This is a genomic window from Streptomyces sp. NPDC051563, from assembly GCF_044454225.1.
Lineage (GTDB): Bacteria > Actinomycetota > Actinomycetes > Streptomycetales > Streptomycetaceae > Streptomyces.
The window spans coordinates 143,948-163,115 of the sequence record NZ_JBITDL010000012.1 but is presented as its reverse complement, the minus strand read 5'-3'; the positions used below and the strand labels follow the sequence as shown (position 1 = coordinate 163,115).

The window sequence follows — 19,168 nt, the reverse complement described above, 5'->3', positions numbered from 1 at the left end:
TCCTGCCCGTCCCGTTCGACGCGTACGCGGGGCCCCGCTCCTCCTCTACGTCTCCAGGCGCAGGAGGGCCAGGGCGCGCGCCGAGACCGCGGGGAGGGGTTCCCGGCCGCCTTCGGCCGCCCAGTGTTCGAGGGCGACGGTGACCGCGTCGATGAGGACGGCCGCGAGGATCCGTGTCTCCAGGGCGGATTCGGGGCGCCCCGTGCGGACCGCGAGGACGGGCACCAGGCGGTCCTGCATCGCGCGCGCGGCCGCGAGCCAGCGCATCCGTATCTCGGGGACGCCGCCCATCACCTGGATCAGGCGGGCCGTCTGCCCCGGGCCCTCGTAGCGCGTGCCCGCGGTGGCGGTGGTGAAGGCGGCCTGGACCGCTTCGGTGAGGGGCTCCGCCGCGGGCCGCAGGGCGAGTTCCTCGACCAGGGTGGAGACGCCCGCGGTCAGCACCGGGGTCAGGGCGTCCTCCTTCGTCGGGCAGTACCGGTAGAAGGTGCGCAGCGAGATGCCGGCCGCCCGCGCGATGTCGTCGACGGTGGTGGCTTCGAACCCCCGCTCCGAGAACAGGTCGGCGGCGGCCTCCGCGATCTCGTACCAGGTGGCCTCCCTGCGCCGTGCCGTCAGGGACGGGCGGTTTCTGCTCACCGTGCTCACCGCAGGACCTCCAAGGCGTGGATGGCGGCTGTGGACGGGGTCAATGTGCCACACGATCGCACCCTGGCGTGTCGTGCCGGAATGACGTAACGGGCCGGACGGGGCGGGCGCGCCTGCGCCCCGCCGCGTCAGGGGATGAACGGGCCGCGCCCCAACTGGTCCCGGATCGGCACCACTTCGGGGTTGACCAGGGAGCGCCGCTGCCAGTTCGCCCCGTCCACCACCAGGGTGTGGCCGGTGATGAAGCGGGCGTAGGGCGAGGCCAGGAAGGTGGCGGCCCAGCCCAGTTCGCGCGGTGCCCCGACCCGCAGGGCGGGCTGCCTGGCGTCCTTGTCGTCCGGGGCGGACCGTTCCAGGCCGCCCCGGATGTCCTCGGTCATGTCGGCGTGCGGGAACAGGCCCGGCACCAGTCCGTTGATCTGGATGCCGTACGGTCCCCACTCGACGGCGAGGGTTTCGACGAGGTTCTTCACCCCCGCCTTGGCGGCGGCGCTGTGCGCGTAGCCGGGGCCGCCGGTCCAGGCGTACGAGGCGCCGATGTTCACGATGGATCCGGCGCTGCCCGCGGCGAGGTGGCGGCGGCCGAACTCCCGGGTCACGAACCAGGTGCCGGTCAGGGTGATGTCGACCACCGCGCGCCAGGCGTTGGGGGACAAGTCCTCGGCCGGGCAGGGGAAGTTGGCGGCAGCGTTGTTGATGAGCACGTCCGGGACCCCGCCGAAGGCGGCCGCGGCGGCGTCGAAGACCTCGGCGACCCGCTCGGGGTCGCGGATGTCGCAGACGGCGGCCGTCACCCGGCCCGCTCCCGGGACGGCCGCCAGCTCCTCCTGGGCGGACTTGAGCTGCTCGATCCGGCGGCCGGCGATCACCAGGTCCGCGCCGAGCCGCGCGAACTCGGCGGCGATGGCCTTGCCCAGCCCGGTCCCGCCGCCGGTCACGAGCACCGCCCGGCCGGTGAACGTGCCGGGGGGCAGGGCCGCGGAACCGAGCGGCGGGGGCGCGGGCAGGCCGCGCGTGGGGGTCTCCATGCGCCCATCGATAGCGTGCGGGCGCCGAGACCGCCATGGGCGTGCCGGGGCCAGTTGCTTCCCGCTACTTCTCGGGCGCGTAGGCCTGCTTGCTCGCGCAGGTCCAGATCATCGCGCTGTCCGTCAGGGTGAGCAGATCGCGGAAGGAGCCGCCGACCCGGTCGTCGTCCGAGACGGCGCGGGCCTCGGTATTGACGTCGGCGCTCGCGCCCGCCGGGTTTGGGAGGACGAGCGGGGACCCCGTGCCCGGCCAGTAGGCCGCCCGTACGTAGCGGGCGTAGCCCTCGACGAAGGTGGCGGCGGCGCCGACCGTCACGTTCGTGGTCGGGCTGATGGCCTCGAAGGTCAGGGTCTCGTAGCCGGTGACCGGTCCGGGGGCGGCGGGCGGTGCGTCGTACGGCTTCTTCCAGACGGCCGGGGTGCGGCGCCGCAGCTCCCGGTAGTTCTCCGCCTCGTAGCCGACGACGCGGCCCTTGTCGTCGATGCCGCTCGCCTCGGTGCCCGTCGTCCAGTCCGTCTCGTTCCAGACCGGCAGGCTGTAGGGCGGGTAGCCGCCGCCGGCCGGCCAGACCACCGGGAAGGTCTTGCTGACGATCCGGTCGTTCTCGGGGTCCTCGTACTCCGTGTGGGCGGTTCCGAGCACGTCCCCGCGCTTGTTGATGCCGTCCACCGTCACGATCCGGGTCCCGGGGTGCGCGTCCTCGGGTACGGGCAGTTCGCGGACCACGGTGCCGTTCGCCCACTCCTTCGGGGTGCCGGCGTCCATGCCGACGACCCGGCCCGCGTCGTTGACGTCACCGGCGCCCGTGCCGGCGGAGGCGCCGGTCAGCAGCCGTACCGCCGCGTCCCCCGCGCGGTAGGTGAAGGCGGCGTGCGCGCGGTCCGATGAGCGCTCCAGGGTGCCGACCATCAGGCCCTTGGCGTTGACGGCCGTGACGCTGCCGTTCTGGAAGCCGGCCGGCAGCGGGACGGGGTGGACCGTGCGGTCCGCGGTCCAGTACGCCGGGAGGCCGCGGCTCTCCCCGACGGCGAGACCGTCCGCTCCGAGTCCGTTCACGGCCCCGGAGGTCCAGGGGCCGGACGGCAGGGCCGGCAGCCGGACGGCGTCCGGCACGCACGCGGTGGCGGTGGCGGCGGCGGAGGCGACCGTAGGGGTGCCCGTCGGGGCGGCTACCGCGTACGAGGCCGGCGCGGCGGAGGCCGGAGCGGTGGCCGTGACGAGACCCGCCAGGACGGCGCCGGCCGCGAGCGCGGACATGCTTCTGCTCATGTGGTGCTTCCCCCAGGATGTGTGCAGCGCCCCGCCCCGGCGGCGGGATCCCCGTGCCCGTCAGCCGTCTCCGATCATGACGTGCCCGTGTCATATGTTGCCCGAAAGGGGGCGGGATGCGACCGGATCGGCGCGTGTCGTTGCGGACCGACCCGTTCCCGTGACGCCCACTGGTTCCCACAGCTGCAAGCGACCGCTTAGTATGCCCGCGAGGCGTGGTTCCCGTCGGCGGCTGGAGGCCCCGGATGCAGGCATGGCGAGTACACACCCCCGGCGAGCCCCGCGAGGCCATGCGCCTCGAAGAGGTGCCCGAACCGGTGCCCGGCGAGGGCGAGGTGAGGCTCAAGGTGCTCGCCGCCAACGTCAACTTCCCCGACGCACTGCTCGTGCGCGGCCAGTACCAGATCCGCCCACCGCTCCCCTTCACCCCCGGGGTGGAGATCTGCGGCGAGACCGACGACGGCCGCCGCGTCATCGCCAACCCGAGCCTGCCGCACGGCGGTTTCGCGCAGTACGTCACCGCCCCCGCGCGCGCCCTGCTCCCCGCCCCGGACACCCTCGACGACGCCGAGGCGGCCGCCCTGCACATCGGCTACCAGACCGGCTGGTTCGGCCTGCACCGCCGGGCCCGGATCCGGGCCGGGGAGACCCTCCTCGTGCACGCCGCCGCCGGCGGGGTGGGCAGCGCCGCCGTCCAGCTCGGCAAGGCCGCCGGAGCCACCGTCATCGGGGTCGTCGGCGGCAAGGCCAAGGTGCGCACCGCCGAGGAGCTCGGCTGCGACCTCGTCATCGACCGCACCGGCGAGGACCTGGTCGCCCGGGTCAAGGAGTTCACCGGGGGCCGCGGGGCCGACGTGGTCTACGACCCGGTCGGCGGCGAGGCCTACGCCGCCTCGGCCAAGTGCGTGGCCTTCGAGGGACGGATCGTCGTCGTCGGCTTCGCGAGCGGCACCATTCCCACCCCCGCGCTGAACCATGCCCTCGTCAAGAACTACGCGATCCTCGGCCTCCACTGGGGCCTGTACGCCGCCAAGGACCCGGCCGCGATCGCCGCCTGCCACACCGAGCTCACCCGGCTCGCCGCCGACGGCTCCATCAGACCGCTGGTCAGCGAACGGGTTCCGCTCGCCGGAGCCGCGGACGCCGTGCAGCGCCTCGCCGACGGGACCACCACCGGCCGGCTGGTCGTCGTACCGGCCCTGGACGCCGCGCTGCCCGCCGCCCCGGCAGGGGGCTCCCGATGACGGCCGCCGCGCACACCGCCGAGCAACTGCGCGCCCGCGTACGGGAACTGCTGGCCGCGCACCCGCCCGCCGGCACCGCGCGCGAGGAGTTCCTGGGGGCCCGCTTCGACGCCGGACTCGCCTGGGTCCACTACCCCGAAGGCCTCGGCGGCCTCGGCGCGCCCCGCTCCCTGCAGGCCGTCGTGGACGCCGAGCTGGAAGCGGCCGGAGCCCCCGACAACGACCCGCGCCGGATCGGCATCGGCCTCGGCATGGCCGCGCCCACGATCCTCGCGTACGGCACCGAGGAGCAGAAGCGGCGCTTCCTGCGCCCGCTGTGGCTCGGCGAGGAGGTGTGGTGCCAGCTCTTCAGCGAGCCGGGCGCCGGCTCCGACCTGGCCGCCCTCAGCACCCGCGCGGTGCGCGAAGGGGAGGAGTGGGTGGTGGACGGCCAGAAGGTGTGGACCTCCAGCGCCCACACCGCCCGCTGGGCCATCCTGATCGCCCGCACCGACCCGGCGCTGCCCAAGCACCAGGGCATCACCTACTTCCTGTGCGACATGACCGCGCCCGGCGTCGAGGTGCGCCCGCTGCGGCAGATCACCGGCGAGGCCGAGTTCAACGAGGTCTTCCTGACCGGAGTGCGGATCCCCGACGCCCACCGCCTCGGCGAGGTGGGCCAGGGCTGGGCGGTGGCCCGCACCACCCTGATGAACGAACGCGTCTCCATCGGCGGCATGCGGATCCCGCGCGAGGGCGGCATGATCGCCCCGGTCGCCGCCGCCTGGCGCGAACGGCCGGAGCTGCGCACGCACGACCTGCACCGGCGGCTGCTGGAACTGTGGGTCGAGGCCGAGGTCGCCCGGCTGACCGGCGAGCGGCTGCGCCAGCAGCTCGCCCAGGGCCAGCCCGGACCCGAGGGCTCGGGCATGAAGCTGACCTTCGCCCGGCTGAACCAGGAGATCAGCGGCCTGGAGGTGGAACTCCTCGGCGAAGAGGGCCTGCTGTACGAGGACTGGACCCTGCGCCGCCCCGAGATCGTCGATTTCACCGGCCGCGACGCCGGCTACCGCTACCTGCGCGCCAAGGGCAACAGCATCGAGGGCGGCACCAGCGAAATCCTCCTCAACATCGTCGCCGAACGCGTCCTCGGCCTGCCCGCCGAGCCGCGCGACGACAAGGACCTCGCCTGGAAGGACCTGGCCCGATGAGCTCTCCCGCCGCGGCCCCGCTGGACCTGCTGTACTCCGAGACCGAGGAGGAACTCCGTACGGCGGTACGGTCCCTGCTCGCCGCCCGCTGCGCCCCCGCGGCCGTCCTCGCCCGGATCGAGGGAGCCGGGCCCCACGACCCCGGACTGTGGCGGGTGCTCGCCGCCGACATCGGCACGGCGGGGCTCCTCGTACCGGAGAAGCTGGGCGGGCAGGGGGCCGGCCACCGGGAGGCGGCCGTGGTCCTGGAGGAGCTCGGCCGGGCCGCCGCGCCGGTCCCGTACCTCACGAGCGCGGTCCTGGCCACGGAGATCCTGCTCGGCTGCGAGAGCGCGGAGTCCGCCGACCTCCTGCGGGAGCTCGCGGCGGGCCACCGCGTCTGCGTGCCCGCCCTGCCCCTGACCCTGGCCCCGGGCGCGCCCCTGCCGGCGCCGGTACGGGATTCCGGCGCGGGCTCGCTCGGCGGGAGCGTCGGCTCCGTCGCCGACGCCGTCTGCGCGGACGTGCTGCTCGTCCTCGCCGACACCGGGCTGTACGCCGTCCCGGCCGACGCCGTCGGGGTCGCGCTGACCCCCCTCGTGGCGCTGGACCAGACCCGGCCCCTGGCGGCCGTCCACCTCGACGGGGCCACCGGAACCCGGCTCGCCGACCCGGCCACCGCCCGGGCGGCCATCGCCGGAGCACTGCTCTCGGGGGCCGGTCTGCTGGCCTCGGAGCAGCTCGGGATCGCCGAGTGGTGCCTGACGGAGACGGTGGCGTACCTGCGCACCCGCCACCAGTTCAACCGCCCCGTCGGCTCCTTCCAGGCCCTCAAGCACCGCCTCGCCCGGCTGTGGCTCGACGTGGCCTCCGCCCGCGCGGCGGCCCGCGCCGCGGCCGACGCCCTCGCGAGCGGAGCCGCCGACGCGCCGCTCACGGTGGCGGTGGCCCAGGCCTACTGCTCGGGCGTGGCGGTCCGGGCCGCCGAGGAGTGCGTACAGCTCCACGGAGGCATCGGCATGACCTGGGAACACCCGGCGCACCTGTACCTCAAGCGCGCCAAGGCCGACTCCCTGGCCCTGGGCACGGCCGGCCACCACCGGGGCCTGGTGGCGGACTTCGCGGAACTCCCGGCGCCGTAAGGCGCAGCCGGTCGTTGCCGGTTCTTGCCGGTCATTGCCCCAGGAACGCCGAGACGGCCGCCTCGAACCGGCCGGCGTCGTCGACCCAGGGGTAATGGCCGGCTCCGGGCTGCACCGAGAGCGTGGCGCCGGGGAACAGCGCCGCGAGCTCCGCCGTCGACCGGGGCGGACTGTTCAGGTCGAACTCCCCGGTGAGCAGCAGGACGGGCGCCCCGAAGGCGGCCAGCGCCGTCCGGGTGGCCTGCGGGGTGAAGGCGCCGTCGGCGCCGAAGCCGGCGACGGCCGCGCGGTTGACCGGCAGGCCGGCTGCGTGGTGCTCCCGTGCCGCCCGGTCCCACCGGCCGCAGAAGAAGGGGGTGAGGGCCTCCCAGTCGCCGCCCGTGCCCGCGGAGACGGCCTCCAGGGCGGCGAATGCCGCCGGGAACCACGGCTCGTCCTTGCGGAGCCGCGCCAGTTCGAGCCGCGTCTCGCCGGTCACCTCGATCCCGACGGCCCGGGTGCTCGGGCCGACCAGGACCAGCCTGTCGACGGCACCGGGGTACCGGGCGGCGTACCCCATCGCGACGTTCGCCCCGGCGGAGTGTCCGAGCAGGTCGGTCCGGGCGAGCCCGAGGTGTTCGCGCAGCGCCTCCACGTCGTCGACGAGCCGGTCGCAGCGGTAGGAGGAGGGGTCCTCGGGCACCGCCGACCCGCCGGTGCCGCGCGGGTCGAGCAGGATCAGCCGGCGGTGGCGGGACAGGCCGCCGAGGTCCCCGAGGTAGCGGGAGTCCGTAGGACCGCCGGGGATGCAGAGGAGCGGGTCGCCGTCTCCGGCAGTGCGGTAGGCGAGGCGGGTTCCGTCGGGGGCGCAGAAGGTGGGCATGGGCCCAGCCTGCCCGTGATAACCAGGTTATACAACCCGGTTATCGTGGCGTGCCGACAAGCCGCGACCGAGGTGTATAACCGAGCTATGACAGATGCGGAGTCGCTGACGGAGGAGCAGGCCGGGCGGATGCTCGCGGAGATGAACGAGGTCATCCGCGCGGGCGAGGAGATGCGCAAGCTGCGCACCGAGATGATCAAAGTGTTCACCGGCCTCGGCTGGACCCAGGACAAGATCGCCCGGCTCACGGAGATGAGCCAGCCCGCCGTGTCGAAGCAGGTGGCGAAGTACAAGGCGGAAGACCCGATCCCGCCGCTCGGGCTCTCCCTCGACCAGGGCGACGCCCCCTGGCTCGAAGGCCGCCTCTGGGGCCTGGCCGAGGAGATCGCCGAGGCGTACCCGGACACCGCGCGCTGCGCCCGCCACGTCGATGCCCTTGCCCGGGGGAAGAAGCGCTTCACGCCCCGCGAGGTGGACGAGCTGCGCCGCCTCGTCGAGGAGGACCTGAGGCTGCACCGGGAGGACCTGCCCGGCAGCCACCGGGAGGCCTACGACGCGATCGCCCGCGGCCTCGACGTCCCCTCGGGGGCCACCGCGGACACCCCGGCCTCCGTGCGCCGCACCCTGGCCCACCGGATCCAGCGCGACCGGCTGGGCGACGGAGCCTGACGGGACGGGCGGCTCCGGGGCGGGGCCGACGTGGATCCGTACATCGGGACATCCGTGGGGGCGTCCTCGGAGACGTACATCGCGACGTCCGCCGGGGCGTCCGCACATCCGCAAAGCCGTTCTGGCCGAACGGCCGATGCGGCCGCCCGGCCGGATCCCGCACCCTCTACGGGACCCCTCGTGCCGCTCCCGCTCACGCGCGGCCCGCTCCCGTCCCGCCCGCCCCTCGAAGGAGGCGCCATGCTGCACGCCCTCTACCTCCTCGGCATCGCCGCCTTCGCCGCCTCCGGCGTCCTGGCAGCCCACCGCGCCAACATGGACCCCTTCGGCGGGCTCGTCCTCGCCTTCGCGGCCAGCATCTCCGGCGGGACCCTGCGCGACCTCATCCTCGGCCGGCACCCGCTCTACTGGACCCACGACTGGCTGCTGCTCGTCCTCATCGGGACCGTCGCCGTCGCCACCATGCTCTACCTGCGCCGCCGCGAGCTCCCGCACCGCGCGCTCATGGTCGTCGACGCCGTCGGTCTCGCCGTCGTCACCGTGATCGGCGCCCGCGCCGCCATCGACGCGCACGTCACCCCCGTCGCCGTGCTCATCCTGGCCGTCCTGACCGGCGTCACCGGCGAGGTCGTCCGCGACGTGCTCTGCGGGGAGTTCCCGCCGTTGCTGCTGCGCGAAGAGGTGTACGCGACGGCCGCGCTCGCCGGGGCCCTGGCCTACCTCGGCCTGCACTGGGCGGGCGCTGCCGACACCGTCAACATCGTGGTGTCTGCCGCCCTGGTCTTCGCCCTGCGCATGACCGCCGTCTTCCGCGATCTGCACCTGCCCCGGCTCCAGCGCACCACGGCCTGAGGCCGCCGGCCGGCGCGTCGCGCAACCGGCTCCCGCACCGGAAGGCGCACCGGTCCAAGGAGTGGCGCGATGCCGGAAACCTGCTCTTGGGCCATTGTTCTCGGGAAGGGCGGTTCACGGCCGCCGTGAACCGTGCCCCGAGGAGTCTCACCGTGTCCGGACCGGAGACGATCCCTCACCTGCGCCTCGTCCCCGGGTGGATGCGCAAGCACACCCCCCTGCTGAGCCGGCTCCTGGCCCAGCTCGCAGCGGTCAGGGTGCTGGACTGTGCCACCAGGCTGGCGGCCCAGGCCTTCCTCGGCGCGGTGCCGGCCGTCTTCGTCATCGCGGCGCTCGCACCCGAGTGGCTCCAGCAGCAGCTGGTCTCCTCCATCCGCGTCACCCTGGGGCTTCAGGACGCCACCCTGGACCAGGTCCAGTCGGTGTACGGCGCCACCGATGTCAAGGCCGTCGCGAGCACCGGCGGCGTGGGGATCCTGGTGACGCTGCTGTCGGCGACCGCGTGCAGCCGGGCCCTGCAGAAGACGTGCGAGCGCTCCTGGCACCTGCCCAAGTCCAAGGCGAGGGTGGCCGCCTGGCGGTGGCTGGCCTGGCTCGTCGTCTGGCTCGTCGCCCTGCTGTTCCAGGGGCTGGTCCAGACGGCCTTCGGCACCGGCCGGATCACCGGTTTCACCCTCGCCGCGATCACCGGAACCCTGCTGTGGTGGTGGACGCAGTACCTGCTGCTCGGCTCCCGGATCCCGTGGCTGCCGCTGCTGCCCGGTGCGCTGCTGGCCGGGTTCGGGGAGCAGCTCCTGACCGTGGGGTCGAGGGTCTACATGCCCGGTGCCGTGGATCGCAGCCTGCAGCAGTTCGGCAGCCTCGGCTCGGTCTTCGTCCTGCTGTCCTGGCTCATCGGGTTCTTCATCGTGATCACCCTCGCCATCGCCGTCGGGTACGTGGTGGCCCACGAACCGCGCCCGGCGGCCTGGCTCCGCACACCCGTGGACCCCGGGACGGCGTGACGCCGCGCGGCCTACAGCGGTCCGGTGTGCCCGGTGTGCCCGGCGTGTTCCGTGCGGTCGGTGCAGCGGCCCCCGGCCGCGAGCAGCGAGAGGACGGCGAGCACGGCCAGCAGGACCAGGACCAGCAGCAGGACGGTGAGCACCGTCGGGTGGTTCCACAGCGCGAACACGAGCGCGCACACGAGCAGGACGCCGAGGGTGAGCCGGCTCCGCTGCGCCTGTACCCAGGTGCCGACGCCCCCGGTGCGCACGCCGTGGGCGGCGCCCCACACGGCGGCGGAGTCGGCCGCGCGCTCGGCCCCGCCGCGCAGGCCGCGCGGCAGGCGTCCGGCGCCGGAGAGGTAGGCCCCGAGGGCCACGACCACGCCGAGGACCAGTGCGGTGCGGATGCTGACCCGCAGGAAGCGCACCAGGGTGTCGAAGACCGCCGCTGCCGCCGCCGGTGACTGGACCTGCGCCGGAAGGTGGCCGAGGTAGTAGTGGCGCACGACGGTCAGCCCGACGGCGAAGACGAGACAGGCGAAGGCCGCGCCGAGCGTGGCGGTCACCAGGGCGCGCCGGCGGCGCCGGGCGAGCAGCACTCCGGCGGCGCCGAGGACCACCGTGAGCACGGGCAGCCAGTTGCCGAGGACATCGAGCAGGTGGACCGCACCCCGGATCTTCCCGAGCTTCTCGGACTGGAAGAGCACCATCTGCTTGTCGACGTCGGGGATCTTCTGGGCCGGGGACAGACCGGCCTCCACGAGGTCCTGTTTGACGCTCTCCACGGCGGCGCCGACATCGAGGGTGACGGTGCCCCCGTCCACGCCGACCGGACCGCGTCCCTCACCGGTCAGCGCGTGCACCACCGCGCCGTGGGCGGCGCGGTTGGCGGTGGTCCACACGGTCTCGAACCGCTCGCTCCCGACGAACTCGGCCGCCACCTTGGAGACGGCCGCGTCCGCGGCCGAGTCCAGCTGCGGCCCCAGCGCCTTGACCGCCGTGCCCACGCGGGGCGGCAGCCCCTGGGCCTCCAGCCACTTCGCGAGGTCCGACGTGACCTGAGCGCCGTCGACCCGGACGTCGGCGGCTTCGGTGATGCGGTGGACGGCCGCCGCCTCGATCGCCGGATCCGAGGCGAGCGGGGAGACCGTGGACACGTAACGGCCGGTGTCCAGCACGATGTCGTGCACCCAGACGGTGAGCAGGGAGACCGGTACGAGGATGCACGTGAGCGTGATCAGTACCGCCGAGACCGAGCTCAGGGCGATCCGCCCGGCACCTGACGCCCCCGTCCGGCCCGGCGCGGACGCCTCGTCGGGGAGATCGGACGGCACGTTCATGGCACTCCCGGGGACGAGGCACGAGAAGACGTGCGTGTGTCCCATGGGACACACGGGGCTCCCGGATCCGCGCGTTCTGTTCGGCTCATCGTGTGAACGGCCCCGCAGGCAGCGGCCGTCTCGTCCTACAAGCACATGAACCGGCAGGGGTCTCCCCGGTGACCTCGCCCGCCGCGCCGCGTTAGACCCGTAGCCACCGGCCACCGAGCGAGGGAGACCGTATGTACGCAGCACCCGCCGCACCACTCACCCGCCGCGCGGTCCTCCGTACCGCCTTCACCGCGGCCGTGTTCGCCGGCACGGCCGCGGCACTGGCCCCCGTACTGCGCGCCCGCCGTCCCCGGCAGACGCTCACACCGGCCCCGCTGGTCCCGGCGGGCGAGGAGACGTACCGCGGCCGGCACATCTCCGTCGACCCGGCGGGGACCTCCGTGCGGATCGACGGCCGTGCCCTGCACGTCATGCGCCGCGCCGACGGCACGTACCTGAGCGGGATCAACCACTTCCAGTCCTACGCGACCCCGCTGGAGCTGGCCCGCGCGGCCGTCGACGAACTGGGCACCACCCAGCTGGCGTTCGCCGCAGCGCACCACGGCCGACAGGAGTAGCACGGCGTGTACACCCGGCAGAACCAGAAGAACCTGACCAGCGCGCAGAAGAAGCGCTTCACCGCGGCCGTGATCGAGCTCAAGCGCAACGGCACCTACGACGCGTTCGTCCGCACCCACGACAAGTACTTCGTCCCGGACCGGGACCGCAAGCTGCGCGTCGGGCACATGTCGCCGTCCTTCTTCCCCTGGCACCGGCGCTACCTGCTGGAGTTCGAACGCCAGCTTCAGAGCGTCGACCCGGGCGTCACCATCCCGTACTGGGACTGGACCACCGACAACAGCCCGGCCTCCTCCCTGTGGGCGGAGGACTTCCTCGGCGGGACCGGCCGGGAGAGCGACCGGCAGGTGATGACCGGCCCGTTCGCGTACGGCCGGGGCAACTGGACGGTCACGGTCGGCATCACGGAGGCCGCGTTCCTCACCCGCAACCTCGGCCGGCCGCAGAACCCGATCAGCCTGCCGACCCCCGCCGAACTCCAGTGGGCGATCGACGACCCGCTGTACGACAGCTCCCCCTGGGACTCGACGGCCGGGCGCGGCGGCTTCCGCAACAAGCTGGAGGGCTGGGCCGCCCCGAAGAGCGAGAAGTGGCGCAACCACAACAAGGTGCACCAGTGGATCGGCGGTCACATGACCGGCGGCACGTCCCCCAACGACCCGGCCTTCTGGCTGCACCACGCCTTCGTGGACCTGGTCTGGGACCGCTGGCAGGAGCGGCACCCGGAATCCGGCTACCTGCCCGCCGCCCCGCTCGCCGTCGGCGACCTGCAGCGCGGCCGGGTGATCGCCCTCGACGAGCCGATGCCGCCGTGGGACGTCACCCCGCGCGAGATGCTCGGCCACCAGGGGCTCTACCGCTACGAGTGAGCCCCTGGAGGAACAGCCGGCACGTGGACTCGAGGAAGAACCGGCACACGAGGAAGGGCCCCCGCCGACCGGCGGGGGCCCTTCGGGTTACTCGGCGATCAGCCGCCGTAGCCCTCGGTGTGGTGGTCGCCGCCACCGGAGGCGTTGACGCAGGTGTTGCCGAACGCCGGGTTCAGCAGGCCGATCACGTTGACGGTGTTGCCGCAGACGTTGACCGGGACGTGCACCGGAACCTGGAGCAGGTTGCCCGACAGGACACCGGGGGAGCCGACCGCCGCACCGTGCGCTCCGGCATCGGCAGCCGCCAGACCCGCACCGGCGGCCAGGGCGCTACCGGCGGCAGCGGTGATGACGAATGCCTTCGCGATACGCGACATCAAGATCTCCTAGAGAGGAACGGGGGTGCCGCAGAAAAAGGGAAGCTGCGGCGTTTGACATGGCGTACAACGCGGAGAGCGCCCAAGGGTCACGGTCGCTGGGCCGCCGGTGATCTCGGACCGGACCCGGATCCGGGCCCTGGACTACCGGGCCGGCGAGAAGCGGGCGGAGGAGAAGTACCGGGGCACGGGCTTGACCGCGCCCGGCGCCAGCACCTCGACCGGTGTGCCCACGCAGCCCGGCTCCCGGTACAGGGCCACCGAGCTGCCGGTCTTGTTGGTCACGGCCCGTCCGCCGCCGCCCAGGGCCTCCACACAGCCCTTGGGGGAGTCGATGCCGTGCGGCCGGTCGTCCGTGCCCAGGTACTGGAAGGCGGGCCCGACGGTCGTCGGGGTGCCGAGGGCGGCGGTCGGTCCGTCGGCCGCGTACGCGCTGCCGCCGGCCGCCGCTCCGGCCGCGGCCGTGGCCGCGAGCAGCAGGACGGGGACCGATCCGGCCCGGACGAGCTTGCGCAGGGTGTGGGGGAGAGACTGGGATCGCATGCCCCGCCCAACCCGGCGCGCCCGGGGCGGGGTCACGCCTTGTCACCCCGCGCATGCCTGTGCGACCGTGCGACCGGCACGATGCGGAACACCGGATTCGGCGACCCCAGGAGGACGAGATGGCCGCGACGGCGAGCGGGGACCCGGACCGGGACCGCACCCCCGACCGGGACCGCACCCCGGACCGTCCCCGGGTCCGGACCGCCTCCGGCGTGGTCGAGGGCCGGACCGGCCCGGGCGGCACCGCCGTCTTCCGGGGCATCCCCTACGCCGCCCCGCCCGTCGGAGCCCGCCGGTTCGCCGCGCCCGGGCCGCCCGAGCCCTGGGACGGGGTGCGCGACGCGGGGGAGTACGGCCCCACCGCGCCCAAGGTGCCCTACCCCCAGGCCTTCGCCGCGCTGCTTCCCGACCCCGAGGTCCCCGGTGACGACTGCCTGAACCTCAACGTGTGGACCCCGGCCCCCGCCGGCAAGGACGCGCCGTCGGCCCCGCTGCCCGTCATGGTCTGGATCCACGGCGGCGCCCTCACCCGCGGCTCCTCGGCTGTGCCCGTCTACGAGGGCTCCGCCTTCGCCCGCGACGGCGTGGTGCTCGTCTCCGTCAACTACCGCCTGGGCGTCCTCGGCTACGGCCTCTTCCCCGACGCCCCCGCCAACCGCGGGCTGCTCGACCAGATCGCCGCCCTGGCCTGGGTGCGGGACAACATCGCGGCCTTCGGCGGCGACCCGGACCGGGTCACCGTCTTCGGCGAGTCCGCGGGAGCCATCAGCATCGGCGCCCTGCTCGCCGCACCCCGCGCCGAGGGCCTCTTCCACCAGGCCGTCCTGCAGAGCGGAGCCCCCGAAGTGCTGCCGCGGGACCGGGTCCGCGCCATGGTGCGGCGGATGGCCGCCCTGCTCAAGGTCCCCGCCACCGCCGAAGCCTTCACCGAAGTCGCCCTGCCCGATCTGCTCGCGGCCCAGGCGGCCGTGCTGCGCCGCTCGTCACCGCTGCTCGGCGGGCCCGCCTTCGGCCTGGTCGCGGACCCGGGGACGCTGCCGCCCGAGCCGCTCGAAGCGGCGGCCGCGCGGGGCGACGTACCGCTGCTGCTGGGCTGGACCGCCGAGGAGTACCGGCTTTGGCTGGCCCCGACCGGTGCGATGCGGCTGCTGGACCGGCTGGGGCCGCTGTCCGTGGCCCTGGGCCGCCTCCGCTCGGGCAAGGACCGGGCCGCCGTACGGGCCCTGCGCGCCGAGCGGCCCGGCGCGGGACCGGCCGACCTCCTCGGCCACCTGCTCACCGACCGGCTGCTGCGCGATCCGCTGCGCGCGCTGGCCGGCGCGGCCGGGCGGAGCGCGCCGAGCTTCGTGTACGAGTTCGCGTGGCCTTCCGGGGTCCCGGGCCTCGGGTCCTGCCACGCCCTGGAGCTGGGCTTCGTCTTCGACACCCTCGGTGTTCCCGAAGCCTCCTGGCTCGCCGGGCCGGACGCCCCGCAGGAGCTGGCCGCGCAGATGCACGCGGCCTGGGTGCGCTTCGCCGTCGACGGGGACCCGGGCTGGGCGCCCTGGAACGGCGACGGCCCGCCGAAGGTGTTCGGCGGGCCGGGGCGCGAGCAGCCGGTGAGCGCTGAGCCCGGGCACGGGGAAGCCGCGTCCGCGGCGGCGGGACCCGGGGAGCCGGTCCGGACCGGCGCGCCGGTTACTCGACGGGTCCTTCCATGACCTTGCTGATGAACTGGATGGGCCCCTCGCCCATGTTGGGCACGTAGGTCTTGGCGTTGTGCTGGCCGCCCGGGATGACCTTCAGCTCGGTGTGGATCGGCCCCTTGCCGTAGGTGGCGATGAACTTCTGCACGTTCGGCAGGGTGTTCTTGTTGCTCTCGTTGGTGCCGACCTGGAAGGCCAGGTAGACGTCCGGGCTGCCCTTCTTGTCGATCAGCGCCTTGGCGAGCAGCTCGGGGTTGTTCTCCGCCTTCTCCTTGTCGTGGCCGGCCCACAGGGAGGAGTCGGGGACGATGTCGGGGCCGGAGCAGATGGCCGCCTTGAACTTCTCCGGGTACTTCAGCACGGCCTTCAGGCTCGCGAAGCCACCGGTGGAGGAGCCCATGTAGGCCCAGCCGTCACGGGACTTGACCGTGCGGAAGTTCTCGCGCATCAGGTCCGGGACGTCGTCGGTCAGCCAGGTGCCCATCTTGGGCTGGCCCGGGATGTCGGAGGCGTCCCAGTAGATGCCCTTGTCGTCCGGGGCCGGGTTCAGCACCGGCATGGCCAGGATGAAGGGCTTGCTCTTGCCCTCGGCGTACCACTTGCTGATGCTGGTCTGCAGCCCCAGGTCGGTGCCCATCCAGTAGTTGTTCGGGAAACCGGCGCCGCCGGGCAGCGCGATCATGACCGGGAAGCCGCTCTTCGCGAACTTCGGGTCGTTGTACTCCTTGGGCGCCCACACCCAGACCTTGCCCTTGAACCCGGACTTCTTGCCCGTGATCGTGGTGACGGCGACGTGCGTGCCGTCGGGCAGGGTCATCGAGTTCTTGAAATCGGCCGCCGGGCCGGTGGGCATCGACATCTTCGAGTTCGGCGGCGGGGTGACGGCCGTCCCGCCACCGGTGTCGCCCCCGGCGGACCCGGACGGCGGCAGCTGCCCGAAGGAGACGGAGTCGCCCTTGTCGGTGAAGGGCGGTATCTCGTAGTGGCTCATCACGAGGGAGGCGACGGCCGCGAGCGCGAGGACGGAGGCACCCGCGATCACCCACCGCCGCACCCGGGACGGCCGGCGCGGCCCCTCGGGACGGCGCGGCTGCTCCTGCCGGTACGGCTGCTCAGGCCGGTACTGCTCATCCGGCTGGTAAGGCTGCTCCTGCCGGTAAGGCTGCTCCGGTCGGTAATGCTGCTCCTGCCCGTACGGTCCCTCCGCCCGGTAAGGCTGCTCCGGCCGGTAAGTCTGCTCAGGCCGGTACGGCTCCTCCGGCCGGTACGGCTGCTCCGCCCGGTACGGTCCCTCCGCCCGGTACGGGTCCTCCGGCCGGTACGGCTCTTCGGGCCGGTACGGCGGCTGCTGTCCGTAGGGTGCGTGCGACATGTGAGGTGGCTCTCCGGCTGGTGCTGCCCCGTGGGGGCGGGGTTGGGACTGCTTTCGATCGAAAGATGAGCGTACGTGCTCGCGGGTTCCCGATTTTTACGTCTCTTGGTGTTCCGAAGGGGAGCGCGTTGCCCGGCGCGAAAAGGGCCTGTGGAGTTCCCATTCTGTTCGCCAAGAATCCCTGGCCTCTGCACATGCCGGTGGGTACGGTACCTCCGCGCCGCCCCCAGACCACCCTGCCCGGAGGTAATTCCCGTGTTCGGCATGCCCTTTTCACGGTCCCGCCGCAAGACCGCCCTCGCCACCGCCTTCGGCGTCACCGCCGCCGGCGCCGCGCTGTGGGCGGGCATCGGCTCCGCCCAGCCCGCGCACGCGGCCGGCCTGCCCGCACCCGACCACATAGTCGTGGTGGTCTTCGAGAACCACGCCTACAACCAGGTCATCGGCAGCTCCAGCGCCCCCTACATCAACTCCCTCAAGACCGGGGGAGCCAACCTCACCGCCTCCTACGGCATCACCCACCCGAGCCAGCCCAACTACATGCAGCTCTTCTCGGGCTCCAACCAGGGCGTGACCGGCGACAGCTGCTACACGCCGGGCTTCAGCTCCGCGCCCAACCTGGCCTCCGAGCTGATCGCCGCCGGAAAGACCTGGGGCAGTTACAACGAGGGTCTGCCCAGCGCCGGTTCCACCACCTGCTCCAGCGGCAACTACGCGCGCAAGCACAACCCCTGGTTCGGCTTCTCCAACGTGCCCACCAGCACCGCGAAGACCATGACCCAGTTCCCCACGGACTTCACCACCCTGCCCAAGGTCTCCTTCGTCGTCCCGGACCTCTGCAACGACATGCACGACTGCTCCGTCGGCACGGGTGACACCTGGCTCAAGAACAAGGTCAAGGCGTACGCGGACTGGGCCAAGACCCACAACAGCCTGCTCGTCGTCACCTTCGACGAGGACAACCGCCTCGCCGGGAACAAGATCCCGACGGTGTTCTACGGCCAGTCCGTGACCCCCGGCTCCAGCGCCTCCACCACCTACAACCACTACGACGTGCTGCGCACCCTGGAAGGCCTGGCCGGTCTGACCGCCCACGCCGGGAACGCGGCCACCGCCAAGGACATCACGGGGATCTGGACTTCCTGACCATGTACGTTGCGGACAGTCGCGCCACCCCCGCGTCCGCCGTGACCCCCGAGCCGCAGGCCGCCGCCCAGGGCATCCGCCCCGGGCGGCGCGCCGCGCTCGCCCCCACGGTGCTCGCCCTCGGCACGGTCAGCCTCATCACCGACGTCTCCTCGGAGATGGTCACGGCCGTGCTCCCGCTCTACCTCGTCGCCGGGCTCGGACTCACCCCGCTCGGCTTCGGGCTGCTCGACGGCCTCTACAACGGGGTCAGCGCCCTGGTCCGGCTCACCGGAGGCCACCTCGGCGACCGCTTCGGCCGGCACAAGGCCCTCGCCGGCCTGGGCTACGGGCTCTCCGCCCTGTGCAAGCCCCTGCTGCTGCTCGCCCACACCCTGCCCGCCATCGGGGCCGTCCTCGCCCTCGACCGCACCGGCAAGGGGCTGCGCACCGCCCCGCGCGACGCCCTGATCTCCCTGGCCGCGGCTCCCGAGGAGCGGGGCCGGGCCTTCGGCGTCCACCGGGCGATGGACACCGCCGGCGCCCTGATCGGACCCATTCTGGCCTTCCTGATCCTGCGCGGCGCCGCCGACGGCTACGACGCCGTCTTCACCGTCAGCGCCTGTGTGGCCGCGCTGGGCGTCCTCGTGCTGGTGCTCTTCGTACCGGGCCGGCGCACCGTCCCCGCGGCCGGCGCGGCCCCCGTCTCGCTGCGTGCCGCCTTCGGCCTGCTGGGCCGCCCCGACCTGCGCCGGATCGGCCTCTGCGCGCTGCTGCTCGGCCTGTGCACGGTCAGCGACGGCTTCGTCTTCCTGCTGCTGCAGGACTCCGCCGGCATCGCCGACCGCTGGTTCGCCCTGCTGCCGCTGGGCACCGCCGCCGCCTTCTTCCTGCTCGCGCTGCCGCTCGGCCGGCTCGCCGACCGGATCGGCCGCCGGGCCGTCTTCCTCGGCGGCCACCTCGCCCTGCTCGCCGCGTACGGGATCCTGCTCACGGGCGGCTCCCATCCCGCGCTGCCCTACGCCGTCCTCCTGCTGCACGGCGGCTTCTACGCCGCCACCGACGGGGTGCTCATGGCCGCGGCCGCCGGAGCCGTCCCCGAGGAGCACCGGGGCGGCGGCCTCGCCCTCGTCCAGACCGGCCAGGCCCTCGCCCGGCTCGCCGCCTCGGTCGGCTTCGGCGCCGCCTGGACCCTCTGGGGTCCCCGGCCCGCCCTGTGCGTCGCCGCCGTCCTGCTGGCCGGGGCCATCGCCGTCTGCGTCCGGCTGCGACCGGGCGGCGATCCGGACGCCCCGGAGCGCGACACCCCGGAGCGCGAGACCCCGGCGTCCGGCACCCCGGCGTCCGGTACTGCGGTCGCCTGAGAATCCCCCTCCGC

Annotated in this window: 19 protein-coding genes; 11 read left to right on the top strand and 8 right to left on the bottom strand. The window is 73.6% G+C overall.

Going from position 1 to position 19,168, the window contains the following annotated elements:
• Nucleotides 1–45 precede the first annotated feature (45 nt).
• From ACIA8F_RS16555 to ACIA8F_RS16545, 3 genes are all read right to left on the bottom strand, one after another.
• Complete coding sequence (locus ACIA8F_RS16555) at nucleotides 46–639, bottom strand: TetR family transcriptional regulator (protein WP_399379381.1); 594 nt, start codon at nucleotides 637–639, stop codon at nucleotides 46–48.
• A 137-nt stretch (nucleotides 640–776) separates the two neighbouring features.
• On the bottom strand, nucleotides 777–1,676 hold the full coding sequence (locus ACIA8F_RS16550) for an SDR family oxidoreductase (RefSeq protein WP_399379380.1): 900 nt from the start codon (nucleotides 1,674–1,676) through the stop codon (nucleotides 777–779).
• Nucleotides 1,677–1,740: 64 nt separating this feature from the next.
• Complete coding sequence (locus tag ACIA8F_RS16545) at nucleotides 1,741–2,946, bottom strand: hypothetical protein (protein ID WP_399379379.1); 1,206 nt, start codon at nucleotides 2,944–2,946, stop codon at nucleotides 1,741–1,743.
• Nucleotides 2,947–3,191: 245 nt separating this feature from the next.
• Between ACIA8F_RS16545 and ACIA8F_RS16540 the strand changes: the two genes are divergently transcribed.
• From ACIA8F_RS16540 to ACIA8F_RS16530, 3 genes are read left to right on the top strand one after another with little or no spacing between them, the layout of a single operon-like run.
• Complete coding sequence (locus ACIA8F_RS16540; RefSeq protein WP_399379377.1) at nucleotides 3,192–4,190, top strand: NADPH:quinone oxidoreductase family protein; 999 nt, start codon at nucleotides 3,192–3,194, stop codon at nucleotides 4,188–4,190.
• The gene (locus ACIA8F_RS16535) at nucleotides 4,187–5,380 is read left to right on the top strand and encodes an acyl-CoA dehydrogenase family protein (RefSeq protein WP_399379376.1); all 1,194 of its coding nucleotides are present in this window, start codon (nucleotides 4,187–4,189) and stop codon (nucleotides 5,378–5,380) included. Before ACIA8F_RS16540 ends, ACIA8F_RS16535 begins: the two co-directional genes overlap by 4 nt.
• Nucleotides 5,377–6,501, top strand: a complete 1,125-nt coding sequence (locus ACIA8F_RS16530; RefSeq protein ID WP_399379375.1) for an acyl-CoA dehydrogenase family protein — start codon at nucleotides 5,377–5,379, stop codon at nucleotides 6,499–6,501. Before ACIA8F_RS16535 ends, ACIA8F_RS16530 begins: the two co-directional genes overlap by 4 nt.
• Nucleotides 6,502–6,532: 31 nt before the next feature.
• Here the strand turns inward: ACIA8F_RS16530 and ACIA8F_RS16525 are convergent, their stop codons facing one another.
• Nucleotides 6,533–7,363, bottom strand: coding sequence for an alpha/beta fold hydrolase (locus ACIA8F_RS16525; protein WP_399379373.1), 831 nt, complete (start codon nucleotides 7,361–7,363; stop codon nucleotides 6,533–6,535).
• 87 nt (nucleotides 7,364–7,450) lie between these two features.
• Between ACIA8F_RS16525 and ACIA8F_RS16520 the strand changes: the two genes are divergently transcribed.
• From ACIA8F_RS16520 to ACIA8F_RS16510, 3 genes are all read left to right on the top strand, one after another.
• Complete coding sequence (locus tag ACIA8F_RS16520; protein ID WP_399379371.1) at nucleotides 7,451–8,032, top strand: sigma-70 family RNA polymerase sigma factor; 582 nt, start codon at nucleotides 7,451–7,453, stop codon at nucleotides 8,030–8,032.
• A gap of 240 nt (nucleotides 8,033–8,272) precedes the next feature.
• Nucleotides 8,273–8,884: a trimeric intracellular cation channel family protein gene (locus tag ACIA8F_RS16515; RefSeq protein WP_399379370.1), complete on the top strand. Its 612-nt coding sequence runs from the start codon at nucleotides 8,273–8,275 to the stop codon at nucleotides 8,882–8,884.
• 152 nt (nucleotides 8,885–9,036) lie between these two features.
• On the top strand, nucleotides 9,037–9,888 hold the full coding sequence (locus ACIA8F_RS16510) for a YhjD/YihY/BrkB family envelope integrity protein (protein ID WP_399379368.1): 852 nt from the start codon (nucleotides 9,037–9,039) through the stop codon (nucleotides 9,886–9,888).
• 11 nt (nucleotides 9,889–9,899) lie between these two features.
• On the opposite strand, the gene ACIA8F_RS16505 is transcribed toward ACIA8F_RS16510, so the two are convergent.
• On the bottom strand, nucleotides 9,900–11,210 hold the full coding sequence (locus ACIA8F_RS16505; RefSeq protein WP_399379366.1) for a hypothetical protein: 1,311 nt from the start codon (nucleotides 11,208–11,210) through the stop codon (nucleotides 9,900–9,902).
• 221 nt (nucleotides 11,211–11,431) lie between these two features.
• On the opposite strand from ACIA8F_RS16505, the gene ACIA8F_RS16500 reads away from it, so the two are divergent.
• Both ACIA8F_RS16500 and ACIA8F_RS16495 read left to right on the top strand, forming a co-directional pair.
• Nucleotides 11,432–11,818: a tyrosinase family oxidase copper chaperone gene (locus ACIA8F_RS16500; protein WP_399379364.1), complete on the top strand. Its 387-nt coding sequence runs from the start codon at nucleotides 11,432–11,434 to the stop codon at nucleotides 11,816–11,818.
• 6 nt (nucleotides 11,819–11,824) lie between these two features.
• Nucleotides 11,825–12,688: a tyrosinase family protein gene (locus ACIA8F_RS16495; protein ID WP_399379362.1), complete on the top strand. Its 864-nt coding sequence runs from the start codon at nucleotides 11,825–11,827 to the stop codon at nucleotides 12,686–12,688.
• 98 nt (nucleotides 12,689–12,786) lie between these two features.
• Here the strand turns inward: ACIA8F_RS16495 and ACIA8F_RS16490 are convergent, their stop codons facing one another.
• Entirely contained in the window at nucleotides 12,787–13,065 is a 279-nt protein-coding gene (locus ACIA8F_RS16490) for a chaplin (RefSeq protein WP_383939467.1), read from the bottom strand.
• Nucleotides 13,066–13,209: 144 nt separating this feature from the next.
• The gene (locus ACIA8F_RS16485; RefSeq protein WP_399379360.1) at nucleotides 13,210–13,608 is read right to left on the bottom strand and encodes a hypothetical protein; all 399 of its coding nucleotides are present in this window, start codon (nucleotides 13,606–13,608) and stop codon (nucleotides 13,210–13,212) included.
• A 119-nt stretch (nucleotides 13,609–13,727) separates the two neighbouring features.
• On the opposite strand from ACIA8F_RS16485, the gene ACIA8F_RS16480 reads away from it, so the two are divergent.
• Nucleotides 13,728–15,308 (top strand): carboxylesterase/lipase family protein, encoded by a 1,581-nt coding sequence (locus ACIA8F_RS16480; RefSeq protein WP_399379359.1) that lies wholly within the window; start codon nucleotides 13,728–13,730, stop codon nucleotides 15,306–15,308.
• Here ACIA8F_RS16480 and ACIA8F_RS16475 read toward each other — a convergent pair.
• Nucleotides 15,286–16,665 carry an alpha/beta hydrolase-fold protein gene (locus ACIA8F_RS16475; RefSeq protein ID WP_399379358.1) on the bottom strand — a complete coding sequence of 460 codons (1,380 nt, stop codon included), beginning with the start codon at nucleotides 16,663–16,665 and terminating at the stop codon, nucleotides 15,286–15,288. The genes ACIA8F_RS16480 and ACIA8F_RS16475 overlap by 23 nt on opposite strands.
• Nucleotides 16,666–16,929: 264 nt before the next feature.
• Between ACIA8F_RS16475 and ACIA8F_RS16470 the strand changes: the two genes are divergently transcribed.
• A complete protein-coding gene (locus ACIA8F_RS16470) occupies nucleotides 16,930–17,811 on the top strand; it encodes an alkaline phosphatase family protein (protein WP_399379357.1) in 882 nt (293 codons plus the stop codon).
• Nucleotides 17,812–17,813: 2 nt separating this feature from the next.
• The gene (locus ACIA8F_RS16465) at nucleotides 17,814–19,154 is read left to right on the top strand and encodes an MFS transporter (protein ID WP_399379355.1); all 1,341 of its coding nucleotides are present in this window, start codon (nucleotides 17,814–17,816) and stop codon (nucleotides 19,152–19,154) included.
• Nucleotides 19,155–19,168 lie beyond the last annotated feature (14 nt).

Coding starts and splice junctions, on each gene's coding strand:
- ACIA8F_RS16550 (WP_399379380.1), bottom strand. CDS start 1,676: ATGGAGACCCCCACGCGCGGCCTGCCCGCGCCCCCGCCGCTCGGTTCC.
- ACIA8F_RS16545 (WP_399379379.1), bottom strand. CDS start 2,946: ATGAGCAGAAGCATGTCCGCGCTCGCGGCCGGCGCCGTCCTGGCGGGT.
- ACIA8F_RS16540 (WP_399379377.1), top strand. CDS start 3,192: ATGCAGGCATGGCGAGTACACACCCCCGGCGAGCCCCGCGAGGCCATG.
- ACIA8F_RS16535 (WP_399379376.1), top strand. CDS start 4,187: ATGACGGCCGCCGCGCACACCGCCGAGCAACTGCGCGCCCGCGTACGG.
- ACIA8F_RS16530 (WP_399379375.1), top strand. CDS start 5,377: ATGAGCTCTCCCGCCGCGGCCCCGCTGGACCTGCTGTACTCCGAGACC.
- ACIA8F_RS16525 (WP_399379373.1), bottom strand. CDS start 7,363: ATGCCCACCTTCTGCGCCCCCGACGGAACCCGCCTCGCCTACCGCACT.
- ACIA8F_RS16520 (WP_399379371.1), top strand. CDS start 7,451: ATGACAGATGCGGAGTCGCTGACGGAGGAGCAGGCCGGGCGGATGCTC.
- ACIA8F_RS16515 (WP_399379370.1), top strand. CDS start 8,273: ATGCTGCACGCCCTCTACCTCCTCGGCATCGCCGCCTTCGCCGCCTCC.
- ACIA8F_RS16505 (WP_399379366.1), bottom strand. CDS start 11,210: ATGAACGTGCCGTCCGATCTCCCCGACGAGGCGTCCGCGCCGGGCCGG.
- ACIA8F_RS16500 (WP_399379364.1), top strand. CDS start 11,432: ATGTACGCAGCACCCGCCGCACCACTCACCCGCCGCGCGGTCCTCCGT.
- ACIA8F_RS16490 (WP_383939467.1), bottom strand. CDS start 13,065: ATGTCGCGTATCGCGAAGGCATTCGTCATCACCGCTGCCGCCGGTAGC.
- ACIA8F_RS16485 (WP_399379360.1), bottom strand. CDS start 13,608: ATGCGATCCCAGTCTCTCCCCCACACCCTGCGCAAGCTCGTCCGGGCC.
- ACIA8F_RS16480 (WP_399379359.1), top strand. CDS start 13,728: ATGGCCGCGACGGCGAGCGGGGACCCGGACCGGGACCGCACCCCCGAC.
- ACIA8F_RS16475 (WP_399379358.1), bottom strand. CDS start 16,665: ATGTCGCACGCACCCTACGGACAGCAGCCGCCGTACCGGCCCGAAGAG.
- ACIA8F_RS16470 (WP_399379357.1), top strand. CDS start 16,930: ATGCCCTTTTCACGGTCCCGCCGCAAGACCGCCCTCGCCACCGCCTTC.
- ACIA8F_RS16465 (WP_399379355.1), top strand. CDS start 17,814: ATGTACGTTGCGGACAGTCGCGCCACCCCCGCGTCCGCCGTGACCCCC.